Annotated in this window: 14 protein-coding genes; 6 read left to right on the top strand and 8 right to left on the bottom strand. The window is 65.4% G+C overall.

Annotation, left to right across the window (positions count from 1 at the left end):
- Nucleotides 1-17: 17 nt before the first annotated feature.
- Nucleotides 18-407: a VOC family protein gene (locus NQV17_RS28890; RefSeq protein ID WP_124486399.1), complete on the bottom strand. Its 390-nt coding sequence runs from the start codon at nucleotides 405-407 to the stop codon at nucleotides 18-20.
- Nucleotides 408-479: 72 nt separating this feature from the next.
- Between NQV17_RS28890 and NQV17_RS28885 the strand changes: the two genes are divergently transcribed.
- Complete coding sequence (locus NQV17_RS28885; RefSeq protein ID WP_257774891.1) at nucleotides 480-1,469, top strand: AraC family transcriptional regulator; 990 nt, start codon at nucleotides 480-482, stop codon at nucleotides 1,467-1,469.
- Between the two features lie 90 nt (nucleotides 1,470-1,559).
- Here the strand turns inward: NQV17_RS28885 and gltA are convergent, their stop codons facing one another.
- The 7 genes from gltA to NQV17_RS28850 form a co-directional block, all read right to left on the bottom strand.
- Nucleotides 1,560-2,861: a citrate synthase gene (gene gltA, locus NQV17_RS28880; RefSeq protein WP_257774890.1), complete on the bottom strand. Its 1,302-nt coding sequence runs from the start codon at nucleotides 2,859-2,861 to the stop codon at nucleotides 1,560-1,562.
- A gap of 65 nt (nucleotides 2,862-2,926) precedes the next feature.
- Nucleotides 2,927-3,199: a succinate dehydrogenase assembly factor 2 gene (locus NQV17_RS28875; protein WP_044843801.1), complete on the bottom strand. Its 273-nt coding sequence runs from the start codon at nucleotides 3,197-3,199 to the stop codon at nucleotides 2,927-2,929.
- Nucleotides 3,200-3,206: 7 nt separating this feature from the next.
- On the bottom strand, nucleotides 3,207-3,908 hold the full coding sequence (locus tag NQV17_RS28870; RefSeq protein ID WP_011658352.1) for a succinate dehydrogenase iron-sulfur subunit: 702 nt from the start codon (nucleotides 3,906-3,908) through the stop codon (nucleotides 3,207-3,209).
- A 21-nt stretch (nucleotides 3,909-3,929) separates the two neighbouring features.
- Nucleotides 3,930-5,705: a succinate dehydrogenase flavoprotein subunit gene (gene sdhA / locus NQV17_RS28865; protein WP_044843800.1), complete on the bottom strand. Its 1,776-nt coding sequence runs from the start codon at nucleotides 5,703-5,705 to the stop codon at nucleotides 3,930-3,932.
- Between the two features lie 3 nt (nucleotides 5,706-5,708).
- Complete coding sequence (gene sdhD, locus NQV17_RS28860; RefSeq protein WP_124495478.1) at nucleotides 5,709-6,077, bottom strand: succinate dehydrogenase, hydrophobic membrane anchor protein; 369 nt, start codon at nucleotides 6,075-6,077, stop codon at nucleotides 5,709-5,711.
- A gap of 4 nt (nucleotides 6,078-6,081) precedes the next feature.
- On the bottom strand, nucleotides 6,082-6,498 hold the full coding sequence (gene sdhC / locus NQV17_RS28855) for a succinate dehydrogenase, cytochrome b556 subunit (protein WP_257774889.1): 417 nt from the start codon (nucleotides 6,496-6,498) through the stop codon (nucleotides 6,082-6,084).
- A 170-nt stretch (nucleotides 6,499-6,668) separates the two neighbouring features.
- Nucleotides 6,669-7,499: a GntR family transcriptional regulator gene (locus NQV17_RS28850; protein ID WP_082088449.1), complete on the bottom strand. Its 831-nt coding sequence runs from the start codon at nucleotides 7,497-7,499 to the stop codon at nucleotides 6,669-6,671.
- Nucleotides 7,500-7,787: 288 nt separating this feature from the next.
- On the opposite strand from NQV17_RS28850, the gene NQV17_RS28845 reads away from it, so the two are divergent.
- From NQV17_RS28845 to acnA, 5 genes are all read left to right on the top strand, one after another.
- Nucleotides 7,788-8,774, top strand: a complete 987-nt coding sequence (locus tag NQV17_RS28845; RefSeq protein ID WP_006487742.1) for a malate dehydrogenase — start codon at nucleotides 7,788-7,790, stop codon at nucleotides 8,772-8,774.
- A gap of 184 nt (nucleotides 8,775-8,958) precedes the next feature.
- Entirely contained in the window at nucleotides 8,959-9,963 is a 1,005-nt protein-coding gene (locus NQV17_RS28840; protein WP_257774888.1) for a CoA ester lyase, read from the top strand.
- A gap of 223 nt (nucleotides 9,964-10,186) precedes the next feature.
- On the top strand, nucleotides 10,187-10,696 hold the full coding sequence (locus NQV17_RS28835) for a hypothetical protein (RefSeq protein WP_257774887.1): 510 nt from the start codon (nucleotides 10,187-10,189) through the stop codon (nucleotides 10,694-10,696).
- 22 nt (nucleotides 10,697-10,718) lie between these two features.
- Nucleotides 10,719-12,170: a bifunctional 2-methylcitrate dehydratase/aconitate hydratase gene (locus NQV17_RS28830; RefSeq protein ID WP_257774886.1), complete on the top strand. Its 1,452-nt coding sequence runs from the start codon at nucleotides 10,719-10,721 to the stop codon at nucleotides 12,168-12,170.
- 52 nt (nucleotides 12,171-12,222) lie between these two features.
- Complete coding sequence (acnA, locus tag NQV17_RS28825; protein ID WP_257774885.1) at nucleotides 12,223-14,940, top strand: aconitate hydratase AcnA; 2,718 nt, start codon at nucleotides 12,223-12,225, stop codon at nucleotides 14,938-14,940.
- Nucleotides 14,941-15,011: the final 71 nt, after the last annotated feature.

The raw sequence follows: 15,011 nt of genomic DNA, 5'->3' as shown, positions 1-15,011 counted from the left end.
ATCCTGACAACCGCGCGCTACTCGGGACGATGGCAGACCACGCACAGCTTGTTGCCGTCCGGGTCGCGGAAATACGCGCCGTAGTAGTCGGGGTGATAGTGCGGCCGCAGGCCCGGCGGCCCTTCGCAGGTGCCGCCCTGCTGCAGCGCGAGCGCGTGGCAGCGGTCGACCTGCGCGCGCGTCGGCGCGTCGAATGCGATCGTATGGCCGTTGCCGGGTTCGGGCGCGCGGCCGTCGAGCGGCCGGCCGAAGAAGAACAGCGGCCGGTCGGTATCGGCCGGCATCCAGCCCGACCAGCCGTCCGGCTCGCTGAACTTCAGCCGCAGCCCGAGTTCCGCGAACAGCGGCGCGTAGAAGTCGTACGCGCGCGCGGTATCGCTGACGCCCACGCAAACATGTGAAAACATGGCATCGCTCCGTCGTGACGATCGATCACGATCATGCCACGGCGCGCTGCCCGCCCTCGCCCGGAGGCCGCGATGAAACCGCAGTACGAGCACGTGACGTTCGCCCCCGGCTGTTCGATCCGCGTGTACCACCGCCAGCTCGCGCGCATTCCGTTCGAATGGCACCGTCATCCCGAGTACGAACTGACGCTGACGCTGAACAGCCGCGGCCAGCGCTTCATCGGCGATCACGTCGCGCGCTATGCGGACGACGACCTGGTGCTCGTGCCGCCCAACCTGCCGCATACGTGGTCGTCGAATGCGCGCATCGATCGCGCGGCGCCGGAAGTCGCGCTCGTCGTCTGGTTCGACGGTGACTGGGCACGACGCGTGGCCGACTGCTGCCCCGAGTACGCGCCGCTGCGCTCGCTGCTGCGGCGCGCGGCGCCCGGCCTCGCATTCGACGCCGATACGGCCCGTGCGATGCGCGCGCGGCTGCCGCAGTTGCTCGACCCTTCGCCGCGCATTCGCCTCGCGGCCGCGCTCGACACGCTCGCCGATCTCGCGGAAGCCGGCGGCGAACCGCTCGCCACCGCACAGGCCTACGACCGGCCCGATGCAGCAGCGTCAGCGGCCGACCCGGCCGCGCCCGAAGCCGAGCGCCTCGATCGCGTGCTCGACGCGATCGACCGGCAGTTCCACAAGCCGCTGCGGATCGATGCGCTCGCGGCCGTCGCGCACATGTCCGAACGCACGCTGCAGCGGCTGTTCGTACGGCACCTCGGCGAAAGCGTCGGCCGCTACGTGCAGCGGCTGCGGCTCGCGCATGCGTGCCGCCATCTGGTCGGCACCGACTGGCCGATCGCGACGGTCGCCGCGCGCTGCGGCATTCCGAACGCCGCGAACTTCAACCGCCAGTTCCTCGCCGCGCGCGGGATGACGCCCGGCGCATACCGGCAGTTCTTCGCGCAACACGGCCACGCGCCCGACAGCGACACCGGCACCGACGCGCCGCCGCTCGACACACGCCCGCCGTCGCTGGAACGCCGCGCCGGCTCGGGCCAGCGTCGGCCGCGCAAATGAAAACACCCCGGCGGGATGTCCCACCGGGGTGTCGGGGCGTTGCGGTTGCCGGACGCGAGCGGCCTTGCGGCCGTTCGCGCCGCGCACGACTTAACGTGCGTCGATCGGCTTCGCTTCGCGCGGCGTGTCGCCGATGAACAGCTGACGCGGACGGCCGATCTTCTGTTCCGGATCCGCGATCATTTCGTTCCACTGCGCGATCCAGCCGACCGTACGTGCCATCGCGAAGATACACGTGAACATCGACGTCGGGATGCCCAGCGCGCGCTGGACGATACCCGAGTAGAAGTCGACGTTCGGGTACAGCTTGCGCGACACGAAGTATTCGTCTTCCAGCGCGATCTTCTCGAGCTGCATCGCGAGCTTGAACAGCGGGTCGTCGTGCAGGCCGAGTTCGTTCAGCACTTCGTAGCACGTTTCGCGCATCAGCTTCGCACGCGGGTCGTAGTTCTTGTACACGCGGTGACCGAAGCCCATCAGCTTCACGCCCGAATTCTTGTCCTTCACCTGCTTGATGAATTCGGGGATGTTGTCCGGCGAACCGATCTGCTCGAGCATGTTCAGCGCGGCTTCGTTCGCACCACCGTGCGCCGGGCCCCACAGACACGCGATACCGGCTGCGATACACGCGAACGGGTTCGCGCCCGACGAGCCGGCGAGGCGGACCGTCGACGTCGATGCGTTCTGCTCGTGATCGGCGTGCAGGATCAGGATACGGTCGAGTGCGCGGACGAGCACGTCGTTGACCTTGTACTCTTCGCACGGGTTCGAGAACATCATGTGCATGAAGTTCGCGCTGTACGACAGCGAGTTCTTCGGATACACGAACGGCTGGCCGATGCTGTACTTGTACGCCATCGCAACGAGCGTCGGCAGCTTCGCGATCATGCGGATCGCCGACACTTCGCGGTGACGCGGGTCGTTGATGTCGAGCGAGTCGTGGTAGAACGCGGACAGCGCGCCGACCGCGGCGACCAGGATCGCCATCGGGTGCGCGTCGCGGCGGAAGCCACGGAAGAAGAAGTGCATCTGCTCGTGCACCATCGTGTGCTTCGTGACGGTGTCGACGAATTCCTTCTTTTGCGCGGCGTTCGGCAGCTCGCCCTTCAGCAGCAGGTAGCAGGACTCGAGGAAGTCGGCGTTCTGCGCGAGGTTGTCGATCGGGTAGCCGCGGTACAGCAGTTCGCCCTTGTCGCCGTCGATGTACGTGATCGCCGAATTACAAGCTGCCGTCGACATGAAGCCCGGGTCGTACGTGAACTTGCCGGTCTGGCCGTACAGCTTGCGGATGTCGATCACGTCCGGGCCCATCGTGCCCTTGTAGATCGGCATTTCGACGCTCGGCGAGTTGTCGCTGAACGATAGCGTGGCTTTAACATCAGACGGAGTCATGGCACATCCTCAATCGAAAATAGAAACGGGATTCGATAACGGGCACAGCGCGTTACACCTTGGCGTTACACGTTGCGCAGCATCTCCAACAGCCGGTGAATATCCTGGCTGTCTAGGTCGCCCTCTGGTTCCTTGCGCGCGAGGAGCAAGTCCATCAGGTCGTTGTCGCTCAGATCGAGCAGGCGCGACAACGCGCCTACGTCTGCATCGGTGAGGTCATGCTCGTATCTGCTGAAGAAACGCTCGAATACGATGTCGTTTTCCAGCAGACCCCGCCGCGCGCGCCAGCGGAGGCGCGCGCGACGGTGCGGGTCGGATTGATGCGAATCGTCGCTCATCACAAACTTAAACCGCGCGGCGAACCATCAGTTCCTTGATCTTGCCGATCGCCTTCGTCGGGTTCAGGCCCTTCGGGCAAACGTCGACGCAGTTCATGATCGTGTGGCAACGGAACAGACGGTACGGGTCTTCCAGGTTGTCGAGACGCTCGCCGGTAGCGGTGTCGCGGCTATCCGCGATGAAGCGGTAAGCCTGCAGCAGGCCGGCCGGGCCGACGAACTTGTCCGGGTTCCACCAGAAGCTCGGGCACGACGTCGAGCAGCTCGCGCACAGAATGCACTCGTACACGCCGTCGAGCTCGTCGCGTTCTTCCGGCGACTGGAGGCGTTCCTTCTCCGGCGGCGGCGCGTCGTTGATCAGGTACGGCTTGATCGAGTGATACTGGTTGAAGAAGTGCGTCATGTCGACGATCAGGTCGCGCACGACGGGCAGGCCCGGCAGCGGCCGCAGCACGATCTTCTGCGGCAGGTCGTTCAGGTTCGTCAGGCACGCGAGACCGTTCTTGCCGTTGATGTTCATCGCGTCCGAACCGCACACGCCTTCGCGGCACGAACGGCGGAACGACAGCGTCTCGTCGACGGCCTTCAGCTTGACCAGTGCGTCGAGCAGCATGCGCTCATGCTGGATCTCGAGCTCGTACGTCTGCATGCGCGGTGCCGCGTCCTTGTCCGGATCGTAGCGGTAGACTTCAAAAATGCGTTTTGCCATTTCGGATTCCTTTGACTCGGCTTAGAACGTGCGCGGCTTCGGCGGCACGGAGTCGACCGTCAGCGGCTTCATTTGAACCGGCTTGTAGTCGAGGCGATCGCCTTCGCTGTACCACAGCGTGTGGCGCAGCCAGTTGTCGTCGTCGCGGTGTTCGTAATCGCTGTGGGCGTGCGCGCCGCGGCTTTCCTTGCGCGCTTCCGCCGACACCATCGTCGCGCGGGCGACTTCGATCAGGTTCTCCAGCTCGAGCGCTTCGACGCGCGCGGTGTTGAACACCTTCGACTTGTCCTTCAGGTGGATGTTTTCCACGCGGGCCTTCAGGCCGGCCATCTGGTCGACGCCTTCCTTCAGCAGCGCCGACGTGCGGAACACGCCTGCGTGCTTCTGCATCGTCGCACGGATGTCGTTCGCGACGTCCTGCGTGTACTCGCCCGAGCTCGACTTGTCGAGCTTGTTCAGACGCGCCAGCGAGAATTCGCCTGCATCGGCCGGCAGCGGCTTGTGTTCCTTCTGGTTCTTGACGTGCTCGACGATGTGGTTGCCGGCCGCACGGCCGAACACCACGAGGTCCAGCAGCGAGTTCGTGCCGAGGCGGTTCGCGCCGTGCACGGACACGCACGAGCACTCGCCCACTGCGTAGAAGCCGTTGACCGGATCCTTGTGGCCGCGCGACGTGCCGACGACCTGACCGTGGATGTTGGTCGGGATGCCGCCCATCTGGTAGTGGATCGTCGGGACGACCGGGATCGGTTCCTTGATCGCGTCGACGTTCGCGAACTTCAGCGCGATTTCGCGGATCGACGGCAGACGCTTCATGATCGTCTCGGCGCCGATGTGCGACAGGTCGAGCAGCACGTGATCCTTGTTCGGACCCACGCCGCGGCCTTCCTTGATTTCCTGGTCCATCGAACGCGACACGAAGTCACGCGGCGCCAGGTCCTTCAGCGTCGGTGCGTAGCGTTCCATGAAGCGCTCGCCGTTCGCGTTGCGCAGGATACCGCCTTCGCCGCGCACGCCTTCGGTGATCAGCACGCCCGCGCCGGCCACGCCGGTCGGGTGGAACTGCCAGAACTCCATGTCCTGCAGCGCGATGCCCGAGCGGGCAGCCATGCCGAGGCCGTCGCCGGTGTTGATGAACGCGTTCGTCGATGCCGCGAAGATCCGGCCTGCGCCGCCCGTCGCGAACAGCGTCGTCTTGCCTTCCATGATGTAGACGTCGCCCGTCTCCATCTCGAGGGCCGTCACGCCGAGCACGTCGCCGTCCGCGTCGCGGATCAGGTCGAGCGCCATCCATTCGACGAAGAACTGCGTCTTCGCCTCGACGTTCTGCTGGTACAGCGTGTGCAGCAGCGCGTGACCGGTACGGTCGGCGGCCGCGCATGCGCGCTGGACCGGCTTCTCGCCGTAGTTCGCGGTGTGGCCGCCGAACGGACGCTGGTAGATCGTGCCGTCCGCGTTACGGTCGAACGGCATGCCGAAGTGTTCCAGTTCGTACACGACGTTCGGTGCTTCGCGGCACATGAACTCGATCGCGTCCTGGTCGCCGAGCCAGTCGGAACCCTTGATCGTGTCGTAGAAGTGGAAGTGCCAGTTGTCTTCGCTCATGTTGCCGAGCGACGCGCCGATGCCGCCCTGTGCGGCCACCGTGTGCGAACGGGTCGGGAACACCTTCGACAGCACGCCGACCGACAGGCCCGCGCGCGACAGTTGCAGCGCTGCGCGCAAGCCCGAGCCGCCCGCGCCGACGATCACCACGTCGAACTTGCGGCGCGGCAGGGAAGTTTTGATTGCAGCCATTCTTTACACTCTCCAGAGAATCTGCGCGGCGTAGCCCGCACATGCGAGCAGCCAGACGATGGTCAGCGATTGCAGCAGCAGGCGCACACCGACGGGCTTCACGTAGTCCATCCAGATGTCGCGCACGCCGACCCATGCGTGGTAGAAGAGGGAGAGCAGCGTCACGAAGGTCGCGAGCTTCATCCATTGCGCGGCGAAGATCGATGCCCAGCCTTCGTACGAGAAGTCATGCGCGCCGAAGAACAGGACGAGCAGAATGACCGTGTAGACCGCCATGATCGTGGCGGTGACGCGCTGCGCGAGCCAGTCGCGCAGGCCGTAGTGAGCGCCGACGACGAGGCGCTTCGAGCCGATTCGGTTATTGGCTGCCATTTTCTTAGAATGCTCCGAACAGTTTGAGTGCCATGGCGATCGTCAGCGCGATCGAGACGACAAAGACGACGACGGCCGTCCGCTTGCCGCCTTCCTTCGAGACGGCGTCGTGGTTGACGTCCATCAGCAGGTGGCGAATGCCGGCGCAGAAATGGTGGAGGAACGCCCAGGACAACGCGAGGACGATCAGCTTGACGACGATGTTGGAGAGGAAGAGCTTGAAGCCTTCGAAGCTGAGCTCGGAGGTGAGGCTCTGGTCGAAGAGGAACAGCAGGAACGGCAGGAACAGGAACAGCAGCGCGCCGCTGACTCGATGGAGAATCGACAATGTCGCCGCCAGCGGCATGCGATATTTCAACGTGATGTCGCCGATCCCGATGTTCCGGTATTCCGGCCTCGGCTTTCTTACTGCGTCAGTCATGCTAGACCCCTACTATGTTGTCACACTAATCCGCGATTTTAGCGCCTTTTTATATCGCGCTGCAGCGAAAGTCTGCTCTGGATCATTACGCGAACGGGAATAAAGGCGGCCCGAAACGTGCTACGCGAAAACGGGAAACCCGCGTGCACGCTGCTTGTGCCGATCCGTCGTCAGCTCAAGTCATTCTGATAGTAATACCCGGTTGTGACATACCAGCCGCGCCGCACTTCCACCGGCCGGTCTCCGTATGTATAGGACACGCGCTCGACCGACAGCAACGGAAAACCCGCCGGCACGTGCAGCAGGTCGGCCACCGCCGGCTCCGCCGCCACCGCGCGGATCTTCTCCGTCGCGCGGATCATCCGCGTGCCGAATTCCGTCTCGAACATCGCGTAGAGCGGGCCTTTGTATTCACTCAGCCGCTCGAACGTGAGCCCGCGGAACATCGCGCCCGGCAGCCAGATCTCGTCGAGCACCGTCACTTCGTTCTCGAACTCCAGCAGGCGGCGCACCTGCACGACCGGATCGGCCGGCTTCAGGTCGAGCTGCCGCGCGATCTCGGCCGGCGCGCGCAGGCGCCGGCATTCGAGCAGGCGGCTCACGTGCGGATGCTCGGCACCGTCGTCGGCCAGCAGCCGCAGGAAGCGGAACTGCGCGCGATCTTCATTGTGCGTCGCAACAAAAGTGCCCTTGCCCTGCCGCCGGACCACGAGGTTTTCCGCGGCCAGTTCGTCGATCGCCTTGCGAACGGTGCCCTGGCTGACCTTGTAACGAGCAGCCAGCTCCACCTCGCTCGGGATGATCTCGCCCGGCTTCCATTCGCCGGATTCGAGACTTTGCGTGATCAATGACTTGATCTGCTGGTATAACGGACTGAAGGTCGGCGACGGCGAAGCGGCCGGCGCAGGCGCCGGCACGGAATCGCCCGCGCCCGGCTGCCCTGGGCCGCCTGCGCCGGTCGGATTCGCGTTGTTCGCCTGGTTCGATGTCATGGCGCGCATTTCATCACAAACCGCGCTTTTCCGTCCACTCAAATTCCGCAAAACATCTGTCTTATATAAGACATATGATACCGTTTGACTTTGGGTCCATCGGCTCCTACACTCCGGGGCGAGCAAGGGTTCGCGGGTGCAAAATGCGTCCCCGGCTACGTGCCACGGCCGTCTCCAGGTTCACCGCGTCTGCCTTTCGCGAGTCCTCCGCCCTGCTTCAATGCAACGCTACGCGTAACGCGCATAGAATGGCGTTTTGCCTAGCGTCCACCGCTTCACCCGTCCTGGAGATTTTCAATGGCTAAGCCCGCAAAGCGCGTTGCCGTCACCGGCGCCGCAGGTCAAATCGCTTACTCCCTGCTGTTCCGCATCGCGAACGGCGACCTGCTCGGCAAGGACCAGCCGGTCATCCTGCAACTGCTCGACCTCCCGCAAGCCCAAGCCGCCGTCAAAGGCGTCGTGATGGAACTCGACGATTGCGCGTTCCCGCTGCTCGCGGGCGTCGTGATCACCGACGATCCGAAGGTTGCATTCAAGGATGCAGACGTCGCGCTGCTGGTCGGTGCACGTCCGCGCTCGAAGGGCATGGAGCGCAAGGACCTGCTGTCGGCGAACGCCGAGATCTTCACGGTCCAGGGCGCTGCGCTGAACGAAGTCGCGAGCCGCGACGTGAAGGTGCTGGTCGTCGGCAACCCGGCGAACACCAACGCGTACATCGCGATGAAGTCGGCACCGGATCTGCCGAAGAAGAACTTCACGGCGATGCTGCGCCTCGACCACAACCGCGCGCTGTCGCAGCTCGCCGCCAAGTCGGGCAAGCCGGTCGCGTCGATCGAGAAGCTCGCCGTGTGGGGCAACCACTCGCCGACGATGTACCCCGACTTCCGCTTCGCGACCGCCGAAGGCGAGTCGCTGCTCAAGCTGATCAACGACGACGTGTGGAACCGCGACACGTTCATCCCGACCGTCGGCAAGCGTGGCGCAGCGATCATCGAAGCGCGCGGCCTGTCGTCGGCGGCGTCGGCAGCCAACGCGGCGATCGACCACGTGCGTGACTGGGTCCTCGGCACGAACGGCAAGTGGGTCACGATGGGCATCCCGTCGGACGGCTCGTACGGCATCCCCGAAGACATCATCTACGGCGTGCCGGTCACGTGCGAAAACGGCGAGTACAAGCGCGTCGAAGGCCTCGAAATCGACGCGTTCTCGCGCGAGAAGATGGACGGCACGCTGGCCGAGCTGCTCGAAGAGCGCGACGGCGTCGCCCACCTGCTGAAGAACTAAGCAGGCTGCATGGCCGGGCCGCCTCCGGGCGGGCCGGCCACGGCACGGGCGGCGGGGCTGCAGCCGGCCCCGCCGCCCGATCCGATCCGCGCACGTTTTGCCGCTCCAGGCGCTCCGCGCGCCGGCCCAGAACGTGCCCGAATCCGATTTTCTCCACGTTGCCCGCTTCCTTGACGTAGAAGAGATGTCCGCGCTCACTCCTGCACAAGTGCTGTACGACGGGGCGTCCCCGCCCGCGATCCTGCCCTGCTGCGATCACTACGCGGGCAGCGAGAAGCTGATGCGCAAGTCGCTCGCGCTCCAGGCCGAACTCGGCCCCGTGTTCGACATCACGCTCGACTGCGAGGACGGCGCGGCCGTCGGCCAGGAAGCCGCGCACGCGCAGCTCGTCGCCGAATGCCTCGGCGGCGCCGAGAACCGCTTCGGGCGGGTCGGCGTCCGCATCCACGACTTTTCCCATCCCCACTGGCGCGACGACGTGCGCATCGTGCTGCGCGCCGCGCGCGCGCCGGCCTACATCACGCTGCCGAAGATCGCGAGCGCCGCCGACGCGGCCGAGATGGTCGCGTTCATCGAAGGCACGCGCCGCGAGCTCGGCCTCGCGCAGCCGATTCCGGTGGACGTGCTGGTCGAGACGCACGGCGCGCTCGCCCAGGCGGCCGCGCTCGCCGCGCTGCCGCTGGTCGGCACGCTGAGCTTCGGGCTGATGGACTTCGTGTCCGCGCATCACGGCGCGATTCCCGATGCGGCGATGCGCTCGCCCGGCCAGTTCGACCATCCGCTCGTGCGCCGCGCGAAGCTGGAAATCGCCGCCGCCTGCCACGCGCACGGCAAGACGCCGTCGCACAACGTGACGACGGAAGTGCGCGACATGGCCGTCGTCGCCGGCGACGCGCGCCGCGCGCGCGACGAGTTCGCGTTCACGCGGATGTGGAGCATCCATCCCGCGCAGATCCGCCCGATCGTCGACGCGTTCGCGCCGCGCACCGATGAAGTCGCGCTGGCCGCCGAGATCCTGCTGGCGGCGCAGGCCGCCGACTGGGGCCCGACGCGCCACGGCGATACACTGCACGATCGCGCGAGCTACCGCTATTACTGGTCGGTGCTGCGCCGCGCACGGGCGACCGGCCAGCCGGTGCCGGCCGAGGCCGCGCCGCTGTTCGGCCCGGCCGCCGGAGACGCGCGGTGAGCGCGCGCCGGCACACGAATTTCATCGAATCACCGGGGCGCGAACCCGAGACGGGTTGGCGAAACGACAAAAAACGTAACGGAGCCCGAAAACCTGATATGAGCGCGGCCAAATAGGTGAAAATAGCGGCCGCTGCGCGCTTCCGGGGCGCGTGCAGTTTCAAACCGGCCGGCGGTGTCAGCTGCCGGCCCTTGTCAACTGATTATCGAAAGGTTCTGACTCCATGAAGAAACTCCTGATCGCTACCGCCATCGGCGCCTTGTCCGCCACGATGCTGGTGTCGGCTCCGAGCGCGTTCGCCCAGGATACGGCGACGACTGCGAAGAAGACGGCCAAGCGCCCGGCGCCGGCCAAGCGCATCGTTCCGCGCAGCAAGAAGGCGCAGGCGCGTGCCGCGGCCAAGGTCGATCCGGTACCGGACGGCGCGGCCAAGTGGTCGTGCAAGGACGGCCTGTCGTTCGACCTCGCCGGCGACATGAAGCGTGACCAGGTCGTCACGGTTCACTGGGCGAAGAAGAACTACAAGCTGCCGCGTCAGGCCACGACGACGGGCGCCGACACGTTCTACGATCCGGCCGCGGGCTTCAAGCTGGTCGTGATCCCGAGCAAGGCGATGCTGTTCAGCGACGCGAACGGCGGCGAGCGTCTCGCCGACGAATGCATGACGGCGGAAATGGCGCAAGGCACGCCGGCTCCGACGCAATCGAACGAGCTGAAGCCGGCAACGAACTAAGCGCGCTCTCCCGAGCTCCTCGATGTCCGCCTCGGTCTCCAACGTCCGCCCCGCTCCGGATACGGTACTCGTCGATATCGTCGACTACGTGCTGAACACCGGCATCGACAGCGCGCTCGCGCTGGTGACGGCGCGTCATTGCCTGATCGACACGCTCGGATGCGGACTCGAGGCGCTGTCCTACCCGGCCTGCACCAAGCTGCTCGGCCCCGTCGTGCCCGGCACGATCGTGCCGAACGGCGCGAAGGTGCCCGGCACGTCCTTCCAGCTCGATCCCGTCCAGGCCGCTTTCGACCTCGGCGCGATGATCCGCTGGCTGGACTTCAACGACACCTGGCTCGCCGCCGAATGGGGTCATCCGTCCGACAACCTCGGCGGAATCCTGGCGACGGCCGACTGGCTGTCCCGCACGGCCGTCGCGGCCGGCAGGAAGCCGCTTGCGATGCGCGACGTGCTCGTCGCGATGATCCAGGCCCACGAGATCCAGGGCTGCCTCGCACTCGAGAATTCATTCAACGCAGTCGGGCTCGACCACGTGCTGCTCGTGAAAGTGGCGTCGACGGCCGTCGTCGGCCGCCTGCTCGGGCTCACGCGCGACGAGCTGATCAACGCGGTATCCAACGCATTCGTCGACGGCCACGCGCTGCGCACCTACCGCCACGCGCCGAACACCGGTTCGCGCAAGTCGTGGGCGGCCGGCGACGCGACGTCCCGCGCGGTGCGCCTCGCGCTGATCGCGAAAACGGGTGAAATGGGCTACCCGTCGGCGCTCACCGCCAAAACCTGGGGCTTCTACGACGTGCTGTTCGACGGCAAGCCGTTCCGTTTCCAGCGCCCGTACGGCACGTACGTGATGGAGAACGTGCTGTTCAAGATCGCGTTCCCCGCCGAATTCCATGCGCAGACGGCCGCCGAGGCCGCGCTGCAGCTGCACGCGCAGCTCGCCGCGGCGGGCCGCACGACCGACGAGATCAGCCGGATCACGATCCGCACGCACGCGGCCGCGATCCGCATCATCGACAAGCAGGGCCCGCTCGCCAATCCGGCCGACCGCGACCACTGCATCCAGTACATGGTCGCCGTGCCGCTGCTGTTCGGCCGGCTGACCGCGGCCGATTACGAAGACGCGGTCGCCGCCGATCCGCGCATCGACGCGCTGCGCGCGAAAACCGTGTGCGTCGAGGATCCGCAGTTCACGAAGGATTACCATGACCCGGCCAAGCGGTCGATCGCGAATGCGCTGACGATCGAATTCGCGGACGGGTCGACGCTTGCCGAAGTAGCGGTCGAATACCCGATCGGCCATCAGCGACGCCGTGCGGACGGCATCCCGCTCCTGGTCGAGAAGTTCCGGACCAACCTCGCCCGTCGTTTCCCGGCAAAGCAGCAACAAGCGATTCTCGACGTGTCGCTGGACCAGGCAAAGCTCGAAGCGATGCCGGTCGATGAGTACGTCGACTTGTATGTGATATAGCCGTCATCTACAGGACTCTTTGTTTCCTAGCCTTAAACCCAGGAAAATCACCATGGCCCACAATCTCCACAAGACCCTCAAGGAATTCGACAGCGGTTCCGGCAAAGGCAAGTTCTACTCGCTGCCGCAGCTCGGCAAGGAACTGAAGACGAAGATCGAGCGCCTCCCGGTGTCGATCCGTATCGTGCTCGAGTCCGTGCTGCGCAACTACGACGGCAAGAAGATCACGGAAGAACACATCGAGCAGCTCGCGAACTGGCAGCCGACCGCGAAGCGCGTCGACGAGATTCCGTTCGTGGTGTCGCGCGTCGTGCTGCAGGACTTCACGGGCGTGCCGCTGCTCGCCGACATCGCGGCCATGCGCGGCGTCGCGGAGCGTTCGGGCAAGAATCCGAAGAAGATCGAGCCGCTGGTCCCGGTCGATCTCGTCGTCGACCACTCGGTGCAGATCGACTACTTCCGCCAGAAGGACGCGCTCGACCTGAACATGAAGCTGGAATTCCAGCGCAACAACGAGCGCTACCAGTTCATGAAGTGGGGCATGCAGGCGTTCGACACGTTCAAGGTCGTGCCGCCGGGCGTCGGCATCGTCCACCAGGTGAACCTCGAATATCTCGCGCGCGGCGTCCACAAGAAGACGGACGGCGGCGACACCGTGTACTACCCGGATACCCTCGTCGGCACGGACAGCCACACGACGATGATCAACGGCATCGGCGTGGTCGGCTGGGGCGTGGGCGGCATCGAGGCCGAAGCCGGCATGCTCGGCCAGCCGGTGTACTTCCTGACGCCGGACGTCGTCGGCGTCGAGCTGAAGGGCAAGCTGCGCGAAGGCGTGACGGCCACCGACCTGGTGCTGACGATCACCGAAATGCTGCGCAAGGAAAAGGTCGTCGGCAAGTTCGTCGAATTCTTCGGCGAAGGCACGAAGTCGCTGTCGCTGCCGGACCGCGCGACGATCGGCAACATGGCGCCGGAATACGGCGCGACGATGGGCTTCTTCCCGGTCGACGAAAAGACCATCGAGTACTTCGAAGGCACGGGCCGCACGAAGGCGGAGATCGCCGCGTTCGAGAACTACTTCAAGGCGCAGAAGCTGTTCGGCATTCCGAAGGCCGGCGACATCGACTACACGAAGACGGTCACGCTGGATCTTGCAACGGTCGCCCCGTCGCTGGCCGGCCCGAAGCGCCCGCAGGACCGCATCGAGATCGGCAACGTCAAGTCGACGTTCACCGAACTGTTCTCGAAGCCGGTCGCGGAAAACGGCTTCGCGAAGAAGGCGGACGACCTGGGCACGCAGTACACGACGAGCAACGGCGTCGACGTGAAGAACGGCGACGTGCTGATCGCCGCGATCACGTCGTGCACGAACACGTCGAACCCGAGCGTGCTGCTGGCTGCCGGCCTGCTCGCGAAGAAGGCCGTCGAAGCCGGCCTGACCGTCGCGCCGCACATCAAGACGTCGCTCGCGCCGGGATCGCGCATCGTCACCGAATACCTGACGAAGACGGGCCTGCTGCCCTACCTCGCGAAGCTCGGCTTCGAAGTCGCCGCCTACGGCTGCACGACCTGTATCGGCAACGCGGGCGACCTGACGCCGGAACTGAACGAAGCGATCACGAAGAACGACATCGTCGCGGCAGCCGTGCTGTCGGGCAACCGTAACTTCGAAGCGCGCATCCACCCGAACATCCGCGCGAACTTCCTCGCGTCGCCGCCGCTGGTCGTCGCCTACGCGATCGCCGGCAACATCACGCGCGACCTGATGACCGAGCCGGTCGGCAAGGGCAAGGACGGCTACGACATCTACCTCGGCGACATCTGGCCGACGAGCGAGGAAATCCACGCGCTGCTCAAGTTCGCGCTCGACCCGAAGAAGTTCGAGGACAACTACTCGAAGCTGACCAAGAAGGGCGACCTCTGGAGCAAGATCGAGGGCGAGACGGGCCAGGTCTACGACTGGCCGAAGTCGACCTACATCGCGGAGCCGCCGTTCTTCGGCAACGACTTCTCGATGGAGCCGGCCGATTCGATCCCGACGGTCAAGGGCGCGCGCGCGCTGGGCATCTTCGGTGACTCGGTCACGACCGACCACATCAGCCCGGCAGGCTCGATCAAGGAAGACTCGCCGGCAGGCAAGTGGCTGAAGGAGAACGGCGTGCAGAAGGCCGACTTCAACAGCTACGGTTCGCGCCGCGGCAACCACGACGTGATGATGCGCGGCACGTTCGCGAACGTCCGGATCAAGAACCTGATGATCCCGGCGAAGGCGGACGGCACGCGCGTCGAAGGCGGCCTGACGATTCACCAGCCGAGCGGCGAACAGCTGTCGATCTACGATGCGGCGATGAAGTACGTCGACGCCGACACGCCGACCGTCGTGTTCGCGGGCGAAGAGTACGGCACGGGCTCGTCGCGCGACTGGGCCGCGAAGGGCACGCAGCTGCTCGGCGTGAAGGCCGTGATCGCACGCAGCTTCGAGCGGATCCACCGCTCGAACCTGGTCGGCATGGGCGTGCTGCCGCTGCAGTTCAAGGGCGCGGACAGCATCCAGTCGCTCGGCATCACCGGCGAAGAGACCTACGACATCGAAGGCCTCGGCGACGACTTCAAGCCGCAGCAGGACGTCACGCTCGTGATTCACCGCAAGAACGGCGAAACGACCCGCGTGCCGGTGCTGCTGCGCATCGATACGCCGATCGAAGTCGACTACTACAAGCACGGCGGTATCCTGCCGTTCGTGCTGCGCTCGCTGCTCGCAGCGTAAGCGCGCGGCTTTTGCAGGTGCCGCAACCGCCTCGCGGCGGTTGCGGCCGATTTGGAAGCCCGACCTCGTGT

The sequence above is a fragment of the Burkholderia sp. SCN-KJ genome (assembly GCF_024656005.1).
In the GTDB taxonomy this organism is placed as follows: domain Bacteria; phylum Pseudomonadota; class Gammaproteobacteria; order Burkholderiales; family Burkholderiaceae; genus Burkholderia.
This window is presented reverse-complemented; position numbering and strand designations above follow the sequence as displayed.

Coding starts and splice junctions, on each gene's coding strand:
- NQV17_RS28890 (WP_124486399.1), bottom strand. CDS start 407: ATGTTTTCACATGTTTGCGTGGGCGTCAGCGATACCGCGCGCGCGTAC.
- NQV17_RS28885 (WP_257774891.1), top strand. CDS start 480: ATGAAACCGCAGTACGAGCACGTGACGTTCGCCCCCGGCTGTTCGATC.
- gltA (WP_257774890.1), bottom strand. CDS start 2,861: ATGACTCCGTCTGATGTTAAAGCCACGCTATCGTTCAGCGACAACTCG.
- NQV17_RS28875 (WP_044843801.1), bottom strand. CDS start 3,199: ATGAGCGACGATTCGCATCAATCCGACCCGCACCGTCGCGCGCGCCTC.
- NQV17_RS28870 (WP_011658352.1), bottom strand. CDS start 3,908: ATGGCAAAACGCATTTTTGAAGTCTACCGCTACGATCCGGACAAGGAC.
- sdhA (WP_044843800.1), bottom strand. CDS start 5,705: ATGGCTGCAATCAAAACTTCCCTGCCGCGCCGCAAGTTCGACGTGGTG.
- sdhD (WP_124495478.1), bottom strand. CDS start 6,077: ATGGCAGCCAATAACCGAATCGGCTCGAAGCGCCTCGTCGTCGGCGCT.
- sdhC (WP_257774889.1), bottom strand. CDS start 6,498: ATGACTGACGCAGTAAGAAAGCCGAGGCCGGAATACCGGAACATCGGG.
- NQV17_RS28850 (WP_082088449.1), bottom strand. CDS start 7,499: ATGCGCGCCATGACATCGAACCAGGCGAACAACGCGAATCCGACCGGC.
- NQV17_RS28845 (WP_006487742.1), top strand. CDS start 7,788: ATGGCTAAGCCCGCAAAGCGCGTTGCCGTCACCGGCGCCGCAGGTCAA.
- NQV17_RS28840 (WP_257774888.1), top strand. CDS start 8,959: ATGTCCGCGCTCACTCCTGCACAAGTGCTGTACGACGGGGCGTCCCCG.
- NQV17_RS28835 (WP_257774887.1), top strand. CDS start 10,187: ATGAAGAAACTCCTGATCGCTACCGCCATCGGCGCCTTGTCCGCCACG.
- NQV17_RS28830 (WP_257774886.1), top strand. CDS start 10,719: ATGTCCGCCTCGGTCTCCAACGTCCGCCCCGCTCCGGATACGGTACTC.
- acnA (WP_257774885.1), top strand. CDS start 12,223: ATGGCCCACAATCTCCACAAGACCCTCAAGGAATTCGACAGCGGTTCC.